General features: G+C 58.8%; 15 protein-coding genes. All 15 read right to left on the reverse strand.

Annotation, left to right across the window (positions count from 1 at the left end):
- Positions 1–159: 159 nt before the first annotated feature.
- Complete coding sequence (locus tag BKD70_RS18025) at positions 160–1,635, reverse strand: sigma-54 dependent transcriptional regulator (RefSeq protein ID WP_047275963.1); 1,476 nt, start codon at positions 1,633–1,635, stop codon at positions 160–162.
- Positions 1,636–1,812: 177 nt separating this feature from the next.
- Positions 1,813–2,106, reverse strand: coding sequence for a hypothetical protein (locus tag BKD70_RS18030; RefSeq protein ID WP_047275964.1), 294 nt, complete (start codon positions 2,104–2,106; stop codon positions 1,813–1,815).
- A gap of 25 nt (positions 2,107–2,131) precedes the next feature.
- On the reverse strand, positions 2,132–2,521 hold the full coding sequence (gene fliS, locus BKD70_RS18035) for a flagellar export chaperone FliS (RefSeq protein WP_047275965.1): 390 nt from the start codon (positions 2,519–2,521) through the stop codon (positions 2,132–2,134).
- A gap of 99 nt (positions 2,522–2,620) precedes the next feature.
- The gene (gene fliD, locus BKD70_RS18040; protein WP_047275967.1) at positions 2,621–3,976 is read right to left on the reverse strand and encodes a flagellar filament capping protein FliD; all 1,356 of its coding nucleotides are present in this window, start codon (positions 3,974–3,976) and stop codon (positions 2,621–2,623) included.
- Positions 3,977–4,056: 80 nt separating this feature from the next.
- Complete coding sequence (locus tag BKD70_RS18045) at positions 4,057–4,410, reverse strand: flagellar protein FlaG (RefSeq protein ID WP_047275969.1); 354 nt, start codon at positions 4,408–4,410, stop codon at positions 4,057–4,059.
- 72 nt (positions 4,411–4,482) lie between these two features.
- Positions 4,483–6,204, reverse strand: a complete 1,722-nt coding sequence (locus BKD70_RS18050; protein ID WP_047275971.1) for a flagellin — start codon at positions 6,202–6,204, stop codon at positions 4,483–4,485.
- Between the two features lie 258 nt (positions 6,205–6,462).
- Entirely contained in the window at positions 6,463–7,389 is a 927-nt protein-coding gene (locus tag BKD70_RS18055; protein ID WP_047275974.1) for a ketoacyl-ACP synthase III, read from the reverse strand.
- A 365-nt stretch (positions 7,390–7,754) separates the two neighbouring features.
- The gene (locus BKD70_RS18060) at positions 7,755–9,332 is read right to left on the reverse strand and encodes a flagellar hook-associated protein 3 (protein WP_047275976.1); all 1,578 of its coding nucleotides are present in this window, start codon (positions 9,330–9,332) and stop codon (positions 7,755–7,757) included.
- 14 nt (positions 9,333–9,346) lie between these two features.
- Entirely contained in the window at positions 9,347–11,392 is a 2,046-nt protein-coding gene (gene flgK, locus BKD70_RS18065) for a flagellar hook-associated protein FlgK (protein WP_047275977.1), read from the reverse strand.
- 10 nt (positions 11,393–11,402) lie between these two features.
- Positions 11,403–12,671, reverse strand: coding sequence for a flagellar assembly peptidoglycan hydrolase FlgJ (gene flgJ / locus BKD70_RS18070; protein WP_047275979.1), 1,269 nt, complete (start codon positions 12,669–12,671; stop codon positions 11,403–11,405).
- A 10-nt stretch (positions 12,672–12,681) separates the two neighbouring features.
- Positions 12,682–13,791: a flagellar basal body P-ring protein FlgI gene (locus BKD70_RS18075; RefSeq protein ID WP_047275981.1), complete on the reverse strand. Its 1,110-nt coding sequence runs from the start codon at positions 13,789–13,791 to the stop codon at positions 12,682–12,684.
- Between the two features lie 44 nt (positions 13,792–13,835).
- A complete protein-coding gene (gene flgH, locus BKD70_RS18080) occupies positions 13,836–14,531 on the reverse strand; it encodes a flagellar basal body L-ring protein FlgH (RefSeq protein WP_047275983.1) in 696 nt (231 codons plus the stop codon).
- Between the two features lie 49 nt (positions 14,532–14,580).
- Entirely contained in the window at positions 14,581–15,366 is a 786-nt protein-coding gene (flgG, locus tag BKD70_RS18085) for a flagellar basal-body rod protein FlgG (RefSeq protein ID WP_047275985.1), read from the reverse strand.
- 44 nt (positions 15,367–15,410) lie between these two features.
- Positions 15,411–16,151 carry a flagellar basal body rod protein FlgF gene (locus BKD70_RS18090; protein ID WP_047275987.1) on the reverse strand — a complete coding sequence of 247 codons (741 nt, stop codon included), beginning with the start codon at positions 16,149–16,151 and terminating at the stop codon, positions 15,411–15,413.
- A 232-nt stretch (positions 16,152–16,383) separates the two neighbouring features.
- Entirely contained in the window at positions 16,384–17,946 is a 1,563-nt protein-coding gene (locus BKD70_RS18095) for a sigma-54-dependent phenylalanine hydroxylase transcriptional regulator PhhR (RefSeq protein ID WP_047275989.1), read from the reverse strand.
- Positions 17,947–18,090 lie beyond the last annotated feature (144 nt).

An 18,090-nucleotide genomic window follows, 5' to 3' on the forward strand; every position in this document is an offset into this window, starting at 1 on the left:
GCGTGCCCTGCGAGATCAGGGACGGAGGACTGCGGGGCGGACTGAGGCATGGGACTTTCTCGCGTGGCTGACCGTCATTAAACGGTTCGTTAGCAGAGACTTAGCAATACCCGTGCCTAAAAAAAATTGCTTGAAAATCAACAGGTTAAAAAACAGGCGTCAATCATCCGCCTGTTCTTCACCTTCACGACGGCTCATGCCGTACTTGCGCATCTTTTCCACCAAGGTGGTTCGACGAATGCGCAGCCGCTCTGCGGCACGGGCCACGATGCCGTTGGCGTCGTCCAGCGCTTGCTGAATCAGGCCCTGCTCCAGACCACCGAGGTAGTCTTTGAGGTCCAGCCCTTCGGGCGGCAGCATGGCCGTGGCAGTGAAATCCGGCGTGGCATTGTTGATGGCCACGCGCTCTTCCATGTCGCTGCGCAGGCTGTCGACCAATTGCTCGTCTTCGTCGTCCACGTAGCGGAATTTCTTCGGCAGCTCGGCCACGCCGATCACCCCATAGGGATGCATGATGGCCATGCGCTCCACGAGGTTGGCCAGTTCACGCACGTTGCCCGGCCAGCCGTGGCGGCACAAAGACATGATGGCGGCTGAATTGAAGCGGATGGAACCGCGTTTTTCGTGCTCCATGCGCGAAATCAGTTCGTTCATCAGCAACGGGATGTCTTCGACGCGCTCGCGCAACGGCGCCATTTCAATCGGGAAGACGTTGAGGCGGTAGTACAAGTCTTCGCGGAAGGCGCCGACTTCAATCATGCTTTCGAGGTTTTTGTGGGTCGCGGCAATGATGCGCACGTCGGCGCACTGGGTTTTGTTACTGCCCACACGTTCAAAGGTGCGCTCCTGCAACACGCGCAGCAGCTTGACCTGCATAGGCAGCGGCATGTCGCCGATTTCATCCAGGAACAGCGTGCCGCCGTTGGCCAGTTCAAAACGCCCGGCGCGGCTGGTGATGGCGCCGGTGAATGCGCCCTTCTCATGGCCGAACAGTTCACTTTCGAGCAACTCGGCGGGTATCGCCCCGCAGTTAACAGGCACAAAGGGCGCGTCACGGCGCTTGGAGTGGTAATGCAGGTTGCGCGCGACCACTTCCTTACCGGTCCCGGACTCGCCCAAGATCAACACACTGGCGTCGGTGTCGGCCACTTGCTGCATCATCTGGCGCACGTGCTGGATCGCTCGGCTGGTGCCAACCAGGCTGCGGAACAAATTCGGTTCACGGTGCCGACCGCGCTCACGGGCCTGGTCGTACATCTCGCGGTAGACCTGGGCACGGTGCAGCGAATCGAGCAACTTGCTGTAGCTGGGGGGCATTTCAAGGCTGGACAGCACGCGGCGGCGCTGGTCTTCGGGCAGGTCGACCGAAGAAATATCACCCAAAAGTAAAATGGGAAGGAACTCATCCCACACGGCGAGTGTCTTAAGCAAGCTCGAAGCCCCGCCCGGACTGCTCACGTCGCCTACAAGCACGCAGAGTACTTCGCGGCTGGACGCCAAGGAACCGACAGCCTGCTGCCAATCGCTACTCGCGGCGGATAAATTTTCTTCGCCCAGAAAATTTAAAATCACCGCCAGGTCGCGGCGACGGACGCTATCGTCATCGATTAGCAGAATCTTGGTTTCACGCCACATGCAATAGCAACTTCCCTAGTCAACTCAATGCCCTGATTGAGGGGCAAGGTAGACGCCTTGACCCGTTTGGATATTTAAGACGACTGAAATCAGAAAACAGCACTAGTTAAGTCAAAAAATTGTATGCAGTCAATTTTATGGCGCTACAAACACGCTTAACCACAAAATTTTTAGGTCTTAACCGAACAGATGGTAAACCTTTGAAGCACTTTTTGCTTGATTGATCTGCGCCATCTGGTCAACCACGAGCTGCCGCTCCCCTGTGGCGGCCTCCAGCAGCATGCGATACACCACCAGCAAGCCCTCAAGGTTCTCGCGCAGCACGGCTTCGTCCACCGGCTTTTCGGCCAGCACGCTCTCGACACAATCCCGACAAGCGGTATCCAGCTCGCCGATGGCTTCCCAGTTGCGCTCAGCCAGGGCATCGATCAGCGCATCACGGGTTTGTTGAATTCGTTGCAATTGGCTCATGACGCACTCCTCGGGACCGGCAGGCTTATTCTGGCGCGATTGCATCCCAACCACTTTTGACAGTGATCAGCAGGCGGGCGACTTCGTCGATCAGTTCTGGCTCGTTTTTGGCATTAGCCAAGGTCAATTGCTTGGTCATGTACTCGTACAGACTGTCCAACTGACGCAACGCTTCTTTGTCATCGGTATTTTCTTCACGCAGGCCCGCACGCAAGCCCGTGATGATGTCGATGGTCTTGGTGATCAGCAAAGCCTTCTGAGGAATATCCCCCCGAGCCATGGCACCTTTGGCTTGTGCCATACGCTCCAGAGCACCTTCCATCAGCATCTGAATCAACCGGTGCGGGCTGGCCTCGGAGATTTGAGCGTGGGAATTGACCTTCTGGTACTGACGAAGGGCGCGCATCGGGTTCATGTTTCTACCTCGTAACAGGTGACCGGCAAAAATAGGTGGACTTACTAACCTGTGTCGACCGGGCCGGCCAAAACTTTAACCGGCCCGGCCCACCCGGCTTTAATTCGACTTGGGATTATTCAGCGCGTTAAGCGTGGTCATGATGCTGGAGCTACTGGCATTGAGCTGCGCTACCAGGGTGTCCATGGCGTTGTACTTGGCCGACAACGAGGTTTGCAGGCTATCGATGCGACGGTCCAGCTCGGCTTGCTGGGTGGTCAGGTCGGTCAGCTTGTTGTTCAGGTCGGTGGAACGCTGCGCCAGTGTGCCGGTTGTACCGACATAGGACGCGGTCGATTTGGTCATGCGTGAAATCAGACCCGCGTCGCCCGTGAACACTTTGGCAATATTGGTTGCGCCACTCTGCGTGGCGACCGCCTTGGTCCACGCCTTGTCATCCAGAGTCAACAGGCCCGTTTTAGAGTCGGTGCTGATACCCATTTGCGACAAGCCGCCGCCACTGCTGTTGAGCAGCTCATTGCGCAAGCTGGAGACCAACTGACGCATGGAAGCATCACCGGTCAGGGCGCCCGATTTCGTAGTTGCCGCATCGCCGGTCGCCGTGACTTTCGTTTGAGTATTGATCGCAGTCATCAGCGTGTTGTACGCCGAGACAAAGCTTTGAACCGAGGTTTTCAATGTGTCGGTGTTGGCACCCACGGTAATCGTTGTGGCAGCCTTATCCCCCACCAACAGCTCCAGCGTCACACCGCTGATGGCAGAATCGACTTTGTTGCTCTTTGATTCCATCGCCAAACCGTCGATGGTGAACTTGGCGTTCTGCGGATGAATCAGAGTGGTTGCCCCCTTGGACAAGTCCGAGTCGCCGCTCAAGGTGATATCAGTACCCTCGCCCATCGTCGAGGACGTCAGCACCAGTCGCGAACCCGACGCATCTGTCAGGACGTTGGCACTGATCCCTTTAGATCCCAGCTGCGTGTTGATGGCTTCACGCATTTCTTTAAGGGTTGCGCCGCCGGGCACGTTGACGTTGTAGTCAACGCCTGACTGAGAGATGGTCAGCGTGGTGGCTTCGTCGGTCGTGTTGACGATTGACGAGGCGCCATCGGTGTACACCGGACTGCTCACCTTGGAGGCAGTGGCCAACTGCTCTACCACGAGATCGTATTTGCCGGTCGACGCGGTGGCGTCAATCGTCACCTTGGACTTCTTGTCGTCCGAGCTCGAACCCGCCATACCGCTAAAGCTGGAGGGATCCTTGAGCTTGTCGATGGCCGTGCGATAAGCCTCCAGCGCACTTTTCACCGTCCCTAACGACGACAACTGGATAGTCGTGTTGGTTTGTTGGGCAGTGATTTGCGCCTGCTTGGGTGCCTTTTCGGCAGCGACCAAGGCCTTAACGATGGATTGCGTATCAACCCCCGAACCGACGCCGCTTATCGTTGAACTGGCCATCTTTTATCTCCTTTTCGTTGGCTGCCGGTTTATTGGCTAACTGCGCCTTCTCGGCAGACAACAACAAAATTCATGCCACCTCAGGCATTTGTCTGAAATAACAAACTACCGGCATCGCTCAGGCTTTGAGCCAGCTTCAATGCGGTTTCTGAGGGGAGTTGACGTATCACTTCACCACTGTGCGTGGCGATTACCTTGACCACGACCACACCGGTGGAGTCATCAATCGAAAAATCCAGCTGTCGCTGGGTGGACTGCACAAACTCGCGAATGTCGTTGACGGCCTTTTCCAGGTCTTCGCGCTTGGGCGCTGGCGCAGGGGTCATTGCGTCTTGAACCGTGGACGGCGCGGCAGGAGCCGGCGTCGATGGCGTGGCAGCCTGTTGTGCAACAGTGGCGGCGTAAGCCGCGTTCAGCTTGACGCTCATGTCCATGTCATCACCTCAACACTGAAAAAACGAAAGGGCACGTAAACGCGCCCTTCCGTTATTGACCAAGCGCCGTGATTACTGAAGCAGTTTCAGTACGGAGGATGGCAATTGGTTAGCCTGAGACAGGATCGCAGTGGAAGCCTGTTGCAGGGTTTGCTGCTTGGTCAGCTCAGCCGTTTCAGCGGCGAAGTCGGCGTCTTCTACGCGGCCTTTGGCAGCAGCGGAGTTCTGCGCGATGCTTTGCAGGTTGGACACGGTGCTGGCGAAACGGTTTTGTACAGCACCCAGCTGCGAACGCTGGCTGTCGATCTGCTGCATGGCGCCGTCCAGAGCCTGGATTGCTTGCTGGGCAGAAGCTGCAGACAGAACGCTCAGATCGGCAACAGTGGTTTCCATGGTGGTGGCAGATTTAGTGCCAGCCGTAGAAACATCTTTCAGACCCAGTGCAGCCAAGCCAGTGCCCGCGCTACCGTCTTTGACAGTGATGTCTTTGTCGGCAAACAGCTTCAGGGTGCCGTCAGCATTCTTGCTGGCCGTTACACCGGTGCTGGCGCTGTTGATCGAAGCAACGATCGCGTCAGAGGTGTCACCTTTTTTGAACTTGACCTCAACGCCATTCAGTTCGATCGAAGTGTCAGCAGTCAGCTTGGCTTGCGAAGTACCGGCAGACAGACCCAACTGCGACAGCGAGCCGCTTTCGGTGTTAGCCAGCTTGATGTCTTTACCGTCACCCGAGGTCAGAGTTACACGACCATCCTTGAAGGAAGCAGTAGCGCCGGTACCGGCTTCAGCAGCCAACTTATCAATAACAGTTTTAATGCTGTCAGCAGCACCCCACTTGACTTCAGTGCCGTTAACACTGACACCACCATCCGAGCCCATAAGAGTTGCATCAGTAACCGCAACAGCCTTGACAGGGGTAGCAGCTGGCGCAGCGGTCAGGCCAGTCTCAGCCAGAGCACCTGCAGGAGCGCCGTCTTCGATAGTGAAGTCAGACTTAGAGGTCAGAGTCATTTTGCCAGTTGCGGCATCAACAGAGGCAGTAACACCTGTTGTACCCGAAACCTTGTTGATATCAGCGGCAGTAGCAACACCACTGGTAGCCGCATCAGCACCACCCGTCAGAGTGATTTCAGTGCCATTGATGGAAATCTTCCCACCAGCGGTCACCGCTGCAGGTGGAGTAGCCGACGTGGTCGCTTTCATACCACCGATGTTCGAGCCTACAGCAGTAGCGCTCAGGCCCGACATGGCCGTGCCGTCAACCGACGCTTCGCTGTAAGTACCTTTCAGGCCAGTGGCGCTGATGTCGGTCATGCCGAACGAGATGGTCTGGTTGGCGTCAGCACCGATCTGGAAAGCCACGTTGCTGAACGAGCCGTCCAGCAGGTTACGACCACCGAAGGTAGTGGTGTTGGCGGTACGGGTCAGCTCGCCCACTTTAGCGGTGAATTCTTGCTGCAGGGACACACGGTCAGCGTCGCTTTTATCACCGTTCGCCGCTTGCAGAGCCAGCTCGCGCAGACGTTGCAGGGTGTTGGTGGACTCTTGCATTGCGCCTTCGGCGGTCTGGGCAATCGATACGCCGTTGTTGGCGTTGGCGATGGCTACGTTCAGACCTTTTACCTGGTTGCCCAGACGGTTGGCGATTTGCATGCCGGCCGCGTCGTCTTTGGCGCTGTTGATTTTCAGGCCGGAAGACAGACGGTTCATCGAGGTGCTAAGAGCGTCGGAAGCCTTGTTGAGGTTCTTCTGAACACCCAGCGACGTGATGTTGGTATTTACTGATAAAGCCATGACGAATTCCTCGTGGGTTGAATACTGCGGCTTCCGGCCCTGGCAACCGCCGGGTGTGGCCTAGAGAACCTTCGTAATAGTTATCGTCGTGAAAGCAGGTTGCTTGAGGGCTTTTTTGAAATTTTTTACTGGCCGGGTGCCATCCCTTGTATTTCAGGGGGTTAGCCTGTCGCCAAAACGCTATCAGGCACCGCCCGCAGAACGTAAAACGCCCATGGCTTTATCGGCCACGGGCGTTGGGGTACCGCGTGAAACGTTTCAGGGGCGATAGATGATCGCCGAGCCCCACGACAAGCCCACGCCGAAACCACTCAGCGCTACGCGCTTCCAGGTAGTGTCCATGGCGTGTTTTTCCAGCAGCAGCGGAATGCTCGACGACACGGTATTGCCGGTCTCGACCATGTCCTTGATGAACTTCTCGGGCTCACCTTCAAAACGCCGCGCCACGGCATCCACAATAGCCGCACTGCCCTGGTGGATACAGAACGCGTCGATGTCTTGAGCCTTGAGCTCCGATTCATCGAGCAACTCGTGCAGGTGCGCCGGCACTTTGAGCAACGCGAAGTTGAACACCTGACGCCCGTTCATGAAGAACACGCCATCGGTGACTTTCAGGTGCGGCGCGCCCGAACCGTCGGTGCCGAACTTGGCCTTGCCCAGCTGCCAGAGCGCGTCTTCGCCCATCCACGTGGCCGTGGCGGCGTCACCGAACAGCATGGTGGTGTTGCGGTCTTCAGGGTCGACGATTTTGGAGTACGGGTCGGCGGTGATCAGCAGGCCGTTTTTCAGGCCGGTGGCTTCCATGAAGCCCTTCATCGCGTAGAGGCCGTACACATAGCCTGAGCAGCCGAGGGAAATATCAAATGCCGCGACGTGGGTCGGCAGGCCGAGCTTGTCCTGCACGATGGCGGCGGTGTGGGGCAAGCCTTCTTCATCACCGTTTTGGGTGATGACGATCAGCGCGTCGATGGACTCGCGCTTGAGATGGGGGTTATTGGCGAACAGCGCATTGGCCGCTTCGACACACAGATCCGAGGTTTCCTGGTCAGCATCTTTGCGCGGCAGGAATGCCGAACCAATCTTGCCCAGAATAAATTCTTCGTCCTTGGAGAACTTCGCACCCTGGGCATAGTTGTCTACGCCGTTTGCAGGCACGTAACTGGCGATGCTTTTAATGCCAATCATGGTGGCTTCCCAATACTGAATAGCTGGAGATCACCCGCTCTGGAATCGAGGGGCGTTAACAATAAAAGGGCTTCGCCGCGCAAGAAATGCAGCGAATGTGGATGCCTGAAAATACCCAAAACAGCCTGTGAAAGGCCCGGCATCCGCCCGTACGTTTCACACGATACAGTGAAGATGCGCGTTATGACTCATAGGTCACTCTATTTTGTGTGGTTTATACAAAACGTTTCAACGCGACGTTCAGATAAGCACGCGCACGCCGAGGCCGCCACAGGGGCCAGCCGTCAGGGGAAAGAGAGGATTTACAGCGCGCGGAGCGTGACAGACCACTCATTGAGTGGGCTGTCACGGTACACAAGGCGGGATCAGATCTTGTTGAACAGGCTCAACTGAGAGATTTTCACGAAGGCCAGCTGCGAGGCTTCGAGCATGGCTTTCTGGAACGCCAGATCGATGGATGCAGTTGCCATATCTGTGTTGCCAATGGCGGCGATGGTCGACTTGTTGGCCATGGCCATGCTGTCGTTTTCCGCCGTCTGGGTGTCTACCGCTTTCAACCGCGCACCGATGGAACCACGCGCTGTATCCACGCCTGCGCTGGCGTTCTTCAGGTTGCCGATGGCCGAGTTGATGGCATCACGCTGTTTCTGCTGCGCAAGCACATCGCCATCGCTTGGAGTCGCCAGTGCCTGGCGCAACTGGCTGATGGTGTCGAGCGCACTCTGGCTCTGGTGATTATTGGCGCTGACCACAAACTGATCACCTGCCGCGCGCGCACCGGTGAAATCGAAGGTCACGCCCATGGCCGTCAGCGAATCGCCTGTCATGGTGCCCTTGGCAATCGACTTGCTGTTGGCCGTCAACGGCTGCGCGTAAATCTCATATTCGGTATCGCTGGTGAACTTGATCACCGCGCCGCTGGCCGGAAAGCTGTCGCCATAGACCTTGGCATCGTCCACCGTGCTGCCGGTGATTTGTGCGGTCGAGGTATTGCCCGGCGAGCGCGAAGCATTGAACGAGTCAGGCTTGGCTTCCAGGGTGAAAATATGGCCCTTGACCGCATCGTCCTGATCCGCTGCCGCGATGTCCTTGAGGTTCAGGTTGATATCAAAATCCACCCCCCGCAGGCTGATGCTATGAGCGCCTTCCTTGGTGGCGTCGAACACGCCGTTGCCCGGCACCTCGGAGGTGATGTCGTTGCCCGAGCCGTCGCGCACCACGTATTGCGTGCTGCTGAGGAACTCCACCTGATAAGGCTGGCCCTGGGAAAAATCCTTGTTGAACACAGGACTTGAGGTGATCAGGCCACCCGACACCGAGACCGTGCCATCCACAGCCGTCGCGGGTTTGGTGGTGAGTTCAGCCTGCGTGCGACCGGTATTGATAGCACCATCAAAGATGCTTTTGGCCGTGTCACTGCCCGCGAGGGTCAGCGTGTCAGACACCTTCAGGTTCAACTGTGTGTCATCGCCCTGATAGGTGTAAGTGCCGTCATTGTTACGGGTATACGGCGGCGTATCGGTCTTGGAGCCGGAGAACATGTAGTTGCCCGATGCATCCTTGCTGTTGAGCAAACTGAACACTTGCTCTTCAATGTTGCCCAATTCGTTGGCAATCGACAGCCGGTCAGCATCACTGACCACCCCGCCGCCCGCTTGCAGGGCCAGCTCACTGGCTTTTTGCAGGGCATTGTTGATCGTGTCCAGCACCGATTCCTGATTGGCGAGCGACGATTTAATGCTGTTCATGTTGGTGGTGTATTGCGCCAGCATGTCTTGCTGCTGCTGCAATTGCAGCAAGCGCCCGGCCCCGACCGGATCATCGGCGGCGGTCTGGATGCGCACGCCGGAATCGATCTGTTCCTGGGTCTTGATTACCGAAGAATAGTTGCTCTGGTACTTGGAAGACGTGGTCTCGAAGAACTGGGCAGTAGAAATACGCATCGTCGATGACTCCCTTAAATACTGTTGATCAGCGTCGTGAAGGTATCTTGCGCGACCTTGATGATCTGCGACGATGCCGTGTAGTACTGCTGAAACTTGACCAGGTTGGACGCTTCTTCGTCCAGGTTGACTTGCGATACCGAGCTGCGGCTGGCAGCTGCGTAAGACAGCGCGGCATTGGTGGCTGTGCCGTCAACCTGAGCCTGACTGGCCTTGCCGCCCACCTTGGACACCAATTGGCTGTACGAGGTGGCCATGCTTACGCCACCCCCGCCGCTGTTCACGCCCACGGTCGGTTTGGTTTGCAGGTCGAGCAGTTTGTTGGCGTTGGTGTTGTCTGCCTTGCCGTCCTTGTTGAACTTGATGTCGAAGCTGTCGCCCTTGCCCGGCGAGCCACTGATGGTGGTCTCGAAGCCGACGGTTTTGGTCGAGCCGTCCGGGTTGGTCACCGGCAGACCGGCGGCGTCCAGTACCGGCACATTGATCGTGACCTTGTTGTCCTGACCCGGCACGATCGTGCCCTTGCCGATTTCTTCGCCTTTCTCGTTCAGCACGCGATAGCCCTGAACCCCGTTGACCGCTTCGTCAAACGCCAGGCGTACGGGCATCGCGCCTTCAATTTCGCTTTGCGCCAGCCCTAGGTCCGCGCCGCCGTAGATGTTCAGCGCCTGAGACAGGTCCAGACCACTGACCACGCCAGTGCCACTGTTGGAGCCACCCTTGCTCGCCACCAGCGGGCCGGCCAGCGCCAACGTGCTGGAATCGGTCATTTGCACGCCCATGTTGGTCGCGCCACTGCGGGTCGGGCTGACTTTGAAACTGTCGCCCTTGTCCAGCCCGCCGCCATTGAGCTTGAGGGTAAAACCGTCGATTTCCGGGGCCGGTTTTTGGTCCAGTTTGTAGGACCCCATGACCGTGCCGTCGGAGCGCTTCACCGTGTAGTCGTTGTTGCTGCTGAATGTCACCTGATAGTCGTAGGTGGTCAGCGCGCCGCTGTTGGTGATGGTGACATCCAGGTTGCCCGAACCCGCGCTGTTGCCGCTCGACGCCAGGCTGCGCTCACTGATGGCTTTGGCACTGTTGATGTTGTTGAACAGCGACGAGCCGAACTCGCCGTTGGCATCCAGGCCCTGCCCCAACTGTTGGTTGATCGCGTCGGCAACCACCAGCGCGGTGCGCCCCAGCTCATTGATCGCAGGGGCCAGCACATCGTCACGGTAACGAATCAGGCCGCCGATCTTGCCCCCGCTGATCACCGAGGTGACGTCAGAGGTGGAAGACGGGTAGTTGATCTGAATCGTGTACTGGCTCTTGTCGGTTTTACCCGGCACAGCCGACAGCGTATTGGAGGTGTTGCCCAGCACCAGGGATTGACCGGTGCCGAGGGTGACGTCGTACACGTTGTCGTGTTCTTGCACCGTCACGCCGACCAGCTCATTAAGCGAACGCACGGCTTCGTTGCGCGCATCCATCAGGTCGTTCGGGGTATTGCCCCCGGTCGTCGCCTGGGCAATCTGCTTGTTCAATGACGCAATGGTCGCTGTGTGCTGATTGACCATGGAGGTCAGGGTTTCCAGCTGGCTGTTCACGCCTTCGTTTTGCTGGTTGAGCTGGCTGGCAATGGAGTTGAACCGGTTGCTCAGGGTCTTGGCGTTGCCCAGCAGCAGGTCCCGTGACGAGGCATCGCCCGGCGCCGCTGCAGCGCTTTGCAGCGAGGCGAAGAAGCTGCTCAGCGCCGCAGAAACGCCCGTGCTTTTATCCGACAGCAATTTGTCGATCGGGCCGATCTGGTCAAGATAGGCTTGGGCGTCGCCATTGAGCGACGTGGTGGTTTGCAACTGGGCGTCGAGGTAGGCGTTGTAGACGCGACGCACGTCCGCCAGCGTGGTGCCGGTGCCGATAAAGACCCCGCCCACTTGCTGCGAGCCAGCCGTGCCCTGCACGATTTGCTGGCGCGAATAGCCCGCCGCGTTAGCGTTGGCAATGTTATTGCCGACCGTGGCCAATGCCCCTTGGCTGGCGTTCAGCCCCGACATCCCGATGTTGATCAAACTCGCCATGGTTCAAACCTTATAAATGCGCGAAGGAACCTGTTGAGGCATAGCTCTGGTAGGTCTTCATTTGTTTGGCTATCTGCGAAATCTTGCTGGCGTAATTCGGGTCGGTTGCGTAACCGGCCTTCTGCAGCTCGCGTACAAATTGTTCTGGTTTATCGGCAGCGTTCAGCACTTCTTTATAACGATTGTTGCTCTGCAACAACGTGACCAGGTCGTGGAAGCTGTCCTGGTAGGAGTCGTAGGAACGGAACGCCGCTGTTTCCTTGACCATCTGCCCGCCCTTGAACTCACTGGTGATGGCGCGCGCCTGAGCGCCCTGCCAACTGCCGGTGGCCTTGATGCCGAACAGGTTGTGGCTGCTGGTGCCATCTTGTTGACGCATGACCGATTTGCCCCAACCGGTTTCCAGTGCCGCTTGCGCCACCAGATATAGCGGGTCGACGCCGATACGGTCGGCCGCTTGCTGGGCCATTGGCAACATAGTGGCAACGAACGCATCCGGCGATTCAAAGGCTTTTTTCGCGGGCGCCAAAGGTGGCTGGGCCACAGCGCGGCCATACACCTGCATCCGGCCCTGGGCACCTGCGGCACTGACCATCGGCTGGCGACTGCCCTTGAGCACGGCGTCCATCGACGCGCTGGTGCGATCCGGCACGGGCGCCGTATTGATCGTGGCGCGCGCCGGATCTGCCGACGGCACAATGCCTGCCAGCAACCGGTCCGTCAGTTTGGTAGGCAAGGCCAGACGCCGCTGATTGAGCAGCGCCATGTCATTTTGATGACCGCCCTGCCCTGCACCCGGTGCCAGCGCCACCCGCGCCGCCCACAACGGCCGCTGGCCATTGGAACGTACAAACGGGCTGTCGGCCGGGGTCACCGCGGCGGTTGGGGTGGCGACTTTGGCCTCAGGGGTCAGTGCGGTGGCCGCCGGGGTATCGCCCGGCACCGCCGATTTGTTTTTCGACATCTGACGCATCAACACGTCAGCCAGGCCAATGCCGCCCCCCTGACGCGACAAGGTCACGGACAACTGCTGGTCGTACATTTCCTGATATTGCTTGGCCGCCGGGGTGTTGAGCGGATTGTCCTTGCCCAGCACTTCGTTGGCCGAGCGCATCGACTTGAGCATTTCATTCAGGAACAGCGACTCGAATTCCTGCGCAACCTTGCGCATGTTGCCGTCGCTTTCGCGGTCGCCCACTTTCAAGTTGTTCAGACGGTTCAGGTCGGTGAACGCACCCGAATCACTGCCGCTGACTACGCCACTCTTACGCATATCCATGACGCAGGCCTCAGATCACAATCAGGTCGGCTTGCAGCGCGCCGGCCTGTTTAAGGGCTTCAAGGATCGCCATCAAGTCACCCGGCGCTGCCCCCACCTGATTCACGGCACGCACGATTTCATCCAGCGTGGTACCCGGACCGAATTTGAACATCGGCTTGGCTTCCTGCTGTGCATTGACCCGCGAACGCGGCACCACGGCCGTCTGGCCGTTGGACAGCGGGCCGGGCTGGCTGACAATCGGGTCTTCGGTAATGGTCACGGTCAAGCTGCCGTGGGTCACGGCCGCTGGCGATACCTTGACGTTCTGGCCGATCACGATGGTGCCGGTACGCGAGTTGATGATGACCTTGGCCACCGCTTGGCCGGGGTCCACTTCCAGGTTTTCCAGAATCGACAGGTAGTCGACACGCTGGCTAGGGTCCAGGGGCGCGGTGACGCGAATCGAGCCGCCGTCGATGGCTTGCGCGACGCCAGGGCCGAGCAGGTCGTTAATTTTGTCCACCACGCGCTTGGCGGTGGTGAAGTCGGAGCGGTTGAGGTTCAGCGTCAGGCTGTTGCCCTGGTTGAAACCGCTTGGCACGGCACGTTCAACCGACGCACCGCCCGGAATCCGACCCGCCGAGGGTACGTTAACCGTGATTTTCGAACCGTCGCGACCTTCAGCGTCAAAACCGCCCACCACCAGGTTGCCCTGGGCGATGGCATACACGTTGCCATCGATACCTTTCAGAGGGGTCAGCAACAGGGTGCCGCCGCGCAGGCTTTTGGAGTTACCGATGGAGGAAACGGTGATATCAACCAACTGACCCGGCTTGGCAAACGCTGGCAAGTCCGCACTGATCGACACCGCTGCAACGTTTTTCAACTGCACGTTGCCCGAACCCGGCGGCACTTTGATGCCGAATTGCGAGAGCATGTTATTAAACGTTTGCAGGGTGAACGGCGTTTGCGTGGTCTGGTCGCCCGTGCCGTTAAGCCCGACCACCAGGCCGTAACCGATCAATTGGTTGGACCGCACGCCAGAAATGCTGGCGATGTCCTTCAACCGCTCGGCGTGCGCGCCAAGGGCTGTGGACAGTAGCAGTACAGCTGCCAGCAGATGCTTGAGGTTGAACATGGTTCGGGCCATCACTTGAATAAAAACACTGATAAAAGGTCCGCTTAGAACGGGAACAGCGGGCTCAGGAAGAAACGATCAAACCAGCCCGGCTGACTCGCATCGGCAAACGAGCCGGTGCCCGAATACGTGATGCGCGCATCGGCCACACGGGTCGACGACACGGTGTTGTCCGTGGCGATGTCATCGGCCCGCACCAGACCGGCAATACGCACCAGCTCGTCACCGGTGTTGAGGGTCATCCACTTCTCGCCACGCACGGCAATGATGCCGTTGGGCAGTACGTCAGCCACGGTCACCGTGATCGAACCGGTCAGGCTGTTGCCCTGCCCGGCCTTGCTGTCGCCCTTGCTCGCCCGGCTGCCGCTGTACCCGGCGTTCAGGCTCAGGTCACCGCTGCCCAGCGGGTTATTGGTGGTCAGGCCACTGCCGAACAACGAGCTCAGGCCGATACTGGTGTTGCTGTTCTTGCCGATCTGCGAGTTGGCGTTTTTGCTCGCCTGGGTCTTCTCGTTCAGGGTGATGGTGATGATGTCACCCACCCGGTACGCCTTGCGGTCGCTGTACAGGTTCTGCTCAAAGCCCGCCTGGTAGATCGAGCCGTTATTGGCCGCCGCCGGTAGCGGCGTGCGCGGCAACACTGGCGCATAGTACGGGTCGTTGGCCCGTGGTGGCGGGCTGACGCACCCGGCCAGCAACGTGATACCGCCCAATGCCAGAACAGAAAACAAGCGTTTCATGACCTCTCCCGCGAGTGCAGGCGACCTTCAGGCCGCCTTGTCTACGTGATTACAGATTTTGCGTAACGAACGACAACATTTGGTCGGCGGTGGAGATGACTTTGGAGTTCATCTCGTAGGCACGCTGGGTGGTGATCATGTTGACCATTTCTTCCACGGTGCTGACGTTGGAGGTCTCAAGCATGCTTTGCATGGTCAGACCAAAACCGTTCAGGCCCGGCGTACCGATCTGCGGCGCGCCGCTGGAAGCGGTTTCCAGGAACAAGTTGCCGCCCTGCGCCTGCAAACCGGCTGGGTTGATGAAGTCAGCGGTTTGCAGGTTGCCGATCACTTGCGCGGCCGGGTTGCCGGCGATGGTCACCGACACGGTGCCGTCCTGGCCGACCGTGAAGGTCTGCGCATCAGGCGGCACCACAATCGCCGGTTCCAGCGCGAAACCGTTGGCTGTCACGATCTGGCCGTTGGAGTCGAGGTGGAAAGTACCGTCACGGGTGTAGGACGTAGTGCCGTCCGGCTGCATGATCTGGAAAAAACCACGGCCATTGATGGCCAGGTCGAGCGGCTGCTCGGTGGTTTGCAGGCTACCGGCCTGAAAGTTCTTCTGGGTGCCCACGATGCGCACACCGGTACCCACTTGCAGGCCCGAAGGCAGCTCGCTGTCCTGGGTCGATTGCGCGCCGGGCTGGCGTTTGATCTGGTAAAGCAAGTCCTGGAACTCGGCACGATCACGCTTGAAGCCCGTGGTCGATACGTTGGCCAAGTTGTTGGAAATGGTGGTCAGGTTGGTGTCTTGTGCAGCCAAACCCGTTTTAGCAACCCAGAGTGCCGGAAGCATGCAGTTCTCCTCGCGCGCCGGTTTTTCGGCGCCGCGTTAAATAATTAGCTGATGGACAGGACGCGCGTCATGGCCTGATCGTCTTCTTTGGCGGTGTTCATCATCTTGATGTGCAGCTCGAACTGCTTGGCCAGGGCCAGCACCGAGGTCATTTCATCCACCGCGTTCACGTTGCTGGCTTCCAGGAAGCCCGAGACCACGCGCACGTTGGCATCGGCCACCGCAGGCTGGCCGTCTTTGGTGTGGATCAAACCGTCGAGGCCCTTGGTCATGTTTTTCAGGTCGGGCTGCACCATCTTGATCCGGTCGACTTCAGCCATCACCCGCGGGCCTTCGCCCATGGCGCGGATGCTGATGGTGCCGTCTTCACCGACTTCAATCTGTTGCTGCGGCGGCACGGCAATCGGCCCGCCATTGCCCATGATCGGCATGCCGTTGCCTGCTCGCAGAATGCCCAGGGCATCGACGTTCATGCTCGCCGTGCGCACGTAGGCTTCGCTGCCATCAGGCGCCTGCACGGCCAGCCAGCCATTGCCCTGCACGGCCACGTCCAGGTCGCGACCGGTTTCAACCAGTGCGCCGGGGGTGAAGTCCGTGGCCGGGCGTTCCGACAGTGCAAAGGCACGCGCCGGAAAGCTGTCACCGAACACCGGCATCGAACGCGCCTGTTCCAGGTCACGCTGAAAACCGTTGGTTGAGATGTTCGCCAGATTGTTGGCATGCGCCTTCTGCGCCAGTGCGTTCTGGCTGGCGCCGGTCATTGCCACATAAAGGTACTTGTCCACAGTCTTTCCTCTGCCTGACGGACGCTTGCCGCCCACCGCTGTACTGCAGAGCACTAAGCAATTTGCGCACCAACTTTTTTTTGACGGCGAAAAAGCCCGGTTTGACGGGGCCTGAGAGTAAAAGGCAGGAAAGTGAAGACGACGATAAGACGTAAAAACGGCGCAAGGGTGCCGCTTGCGGCAAGGCGTCGCCCATGCGACCCCTTGCCGATGGTGACGTGACGCGCCCGGCTCAGTCTTTGCCGGGCTTGAGGATGTCGTATTCGCGCAGTTTATTGGCGATGGTGGTGTGCGAAACACCGAGCCGCTTGCCCAGCAAACGGCTGCTCGGGTGTTCGCAGTACAAACGCTCCAGCACGGTTTTCTCGAAACGCCCGACAATCTGGTCCAGGCCGCCCTCCATCGAGAACTCGCCAAGCGGCTGACGCACGCCGTAATCCGGCAAGCGAATATGCTCAGCCTTGACCACGCCGCCTTCACACAACGAGACAGCCTGAAACAGTACGTTTTCCAATTGGCGCACATTGCCCGGCCAGTGGTAATGACGCAGGCGATCCATCGCGGCGGGCGCCAGACGCGGCAGCGCGCAGCCAATCTGACGGCTGGCCTGATCCAGAAAATGCTCGACCAGCGGCTCAAGCCCGTCCAGGCATTCGCGCAAGGGCGGGATGTGCAGCGACAGCACGTTCAGGCGGTGATAAAGGTCCTGACGAAATTCGCCCTTGGCACACAGTTCGGACAAATCCACCTGCGTGGCGCACATCACCCGCACATCAAGGTAGACCTCTTCATCACTGCCCACGCGCCGGAAGCAGCCGTCCTGCAAGAAACGCAGGAGTTTGACCTGCAAACGCGGGCTCATTTCCCCCACACCATCGAGAAACAACGTACCGCCAGCGGTCAGTTCCAGCAGTCCGAGCTTGCCTTCAGCCCGTGCGCCCTCAAAAGCGCCGGGGCCATACCCGAACAACTCGGTTTCGGCCATGGACTCCGGCAAACCGGCGCAGTTGAGCGCCATCAACGGCGATTGCCCGCGCGGGCTGGCGAGATGGCAGGCCCGGGCCAGCAGCTCTTTGCCTGTGCCGGTTTCGCCTTCTATTAATAGAGGGGCGTCCAGCGGCGCCATGCGCCGCGCCTCGCGCACCACCGCGGCCATTACTTTGGAGCTTTGGAAAATACTGTCAAAGCCGCGCAACTCTTGTTTGCGCACGTTGTAGATCTGTTCACCCACGCGATCAGCCCGGTGCAGGGTGAGAACGGCACCGGCCATGGCCTCGCTGTCATCGCTTTCCAGTTGCAGGGGCGCAATGTCCGCCAGAAATACATGCCCCTTGATCTTGACCCGCAACCCGTTGATCCGCGATTTGTTGGCGCGCACCAGTTCCGGCAGGTCGAAGTCTTCGGCATAGCGCGACAACGCAATACCCGGCACTTCATCCACGCGCACCCCGAGCAACTGAGCCGCCGCGCGGTTGGCCGCCACGATGGAACCGCCCATGTCGATGGACAACACCGGAAACTCAAGCGCGCCGAGCAACGCGTTGAGCTCCATGTGCCGACGCTCGCTGGGCATCAGCCCGACGCGCTTGACGCCAAATACACCGGCGATGGTCTCAAACTTGGGGCGCAGCGCCTGAAATTGCAGGTTGATCAGGTTCGGGCAATACAGGTAGATCGCATTGCCCTGATCGCCACCCACCTCACCGCGCTTGACGTTGATGCCGTAGGCAACCAATAGGTTGAGGATGTCACGCAGGATGCCAATGCGGTTTTGGCAGTGAACTTTGATACGCATGGACGCAGGCTCAAAAAGGTGGGCGGTTGAGTCCCATAACAGTAGGCTTTTTCACCGTTCGACGATTTCAACGTCACGTTTATGTGACAGTTTGAGGGTCGGCAAGCACAAGAACCTCGGCGCGGCACTCAACTCGTAACGAAT

This window comes from Pseudomonas sp. BS-2016 (genome assembly GCF_001806145.1).
Taxonomy (GTDB): Bacteria; Pseudomonadota; Gammaproteobacteria; order Pseudomonadales; family Pseudomonadaceae; genus Aquipseudomonas; species Aquipseudomonas lundensis.

What these genes read in the sequence shown, in the direction of transcription:
- flgK (WP_047275977.1), bottom strand. Translation starts at nt 11,392, where the DNA reads ATGGCGAGTTTGATCAACATCGGGATGTCGGGGCTGAACGCCAGCCAA.
- BKD70_RS18060 (WP_047275976.1), bottom strand. Translation starts at nt 9,332, where the DNA reads ATGCGTATTTCTACTGCCCAGTTCTTCGAGACCACGTCTTCCAAGTAC.
- BKD70_RS18050 (WP_047275971.1), bottom strand. Translation starts at nt 6,204, where the DNA reads ATGGCTTTATCAGTAAATACCAACATCACGTCGCTGGGTGTTCAGAAG.
- flgJ (WP_047275979.1), bottom strand. Translation starts at nt 12,671, where the DNA reads ATGGATATGCGTAAGAGTGGCGTAGTCAGCGGCAGTGATTCGGGTGCG.
- BKD70_RS18075 (WP_047275981.1), bottom strand. Translation starts at nt 13,791, where the DNA reads ATGTTCAACCTCAAGCATCTGCTGGCAGCTGTACTGCTACTGTCCACA.
- fliD (WP_047275967.1), bottom strand. Translation starts at nt 3,976, where the DNA reads ATGGCCAGTTCAACGATAAGCGGCGTCGGTTCGGGGGTTGATACGCAA.
- BKD70_RS18045 (WP_047275969.1), bottom strand. Translation starts at nt 4,410, where the DNA reads ATGGACATGAGCGTCAAGCTGAACGCGGCTTACGCCGCCACTGTTGCA.
- BKD70_RS18030 (WP_047275964.1), bottom strand. Translation starts at nt 2,106, where the DNA reads ATGAGCCAATTGCAACGAATTCAACAAACCCGTGATGCGCTGATCGAT.
- fliS (WP_047275965.1), bottom strand. Translation starts at nt 2,521, where the DNA reads ATGAACCCGATGCGCGCCCTTCGTCAGTACCAGAAGGTCAATTCCCAC.
- flgG (WP_047275985.1), bottom strand. Translation starts at nt 15,366, where the DNA reads ATGCTTCCGGCACTCTGGGTTGCTAAAACGGGTTTGGCTGCACAAGAC.
- BKD70_RS18095 (WP_047275989.1), bottom strand. Translation starts at nt 17,946, where the DNA reads ATGCGTATCAAAGTTCACTGCCAAAACCGCATTGGCATCCTGCGTGAC.
- flgH (WP_047275983.1), bottom strand. Translation starts at nt 14,531, where the DNA reads ATGAAACGCTTGTTTTCTGTTCTGGCATTGGGCGGTATCACGTTGCTG.
- BKD70_RS18055 (WP_047275974.1), bottom strand. Translation starts at nt 7,389, where the DNA reads ATGATTGGCATTAAAAGCATCGCCAGTTACGTGCCTGCAAACGGCGTA.
- BKD70_RS18025 (WP_047275963.1), bottom strand. Translation starts at nt 1,635, where the DNA reads ATGTGGCGTGAAACCAAGATTCTGCTAATCGATGACGATAGCGTCCGT.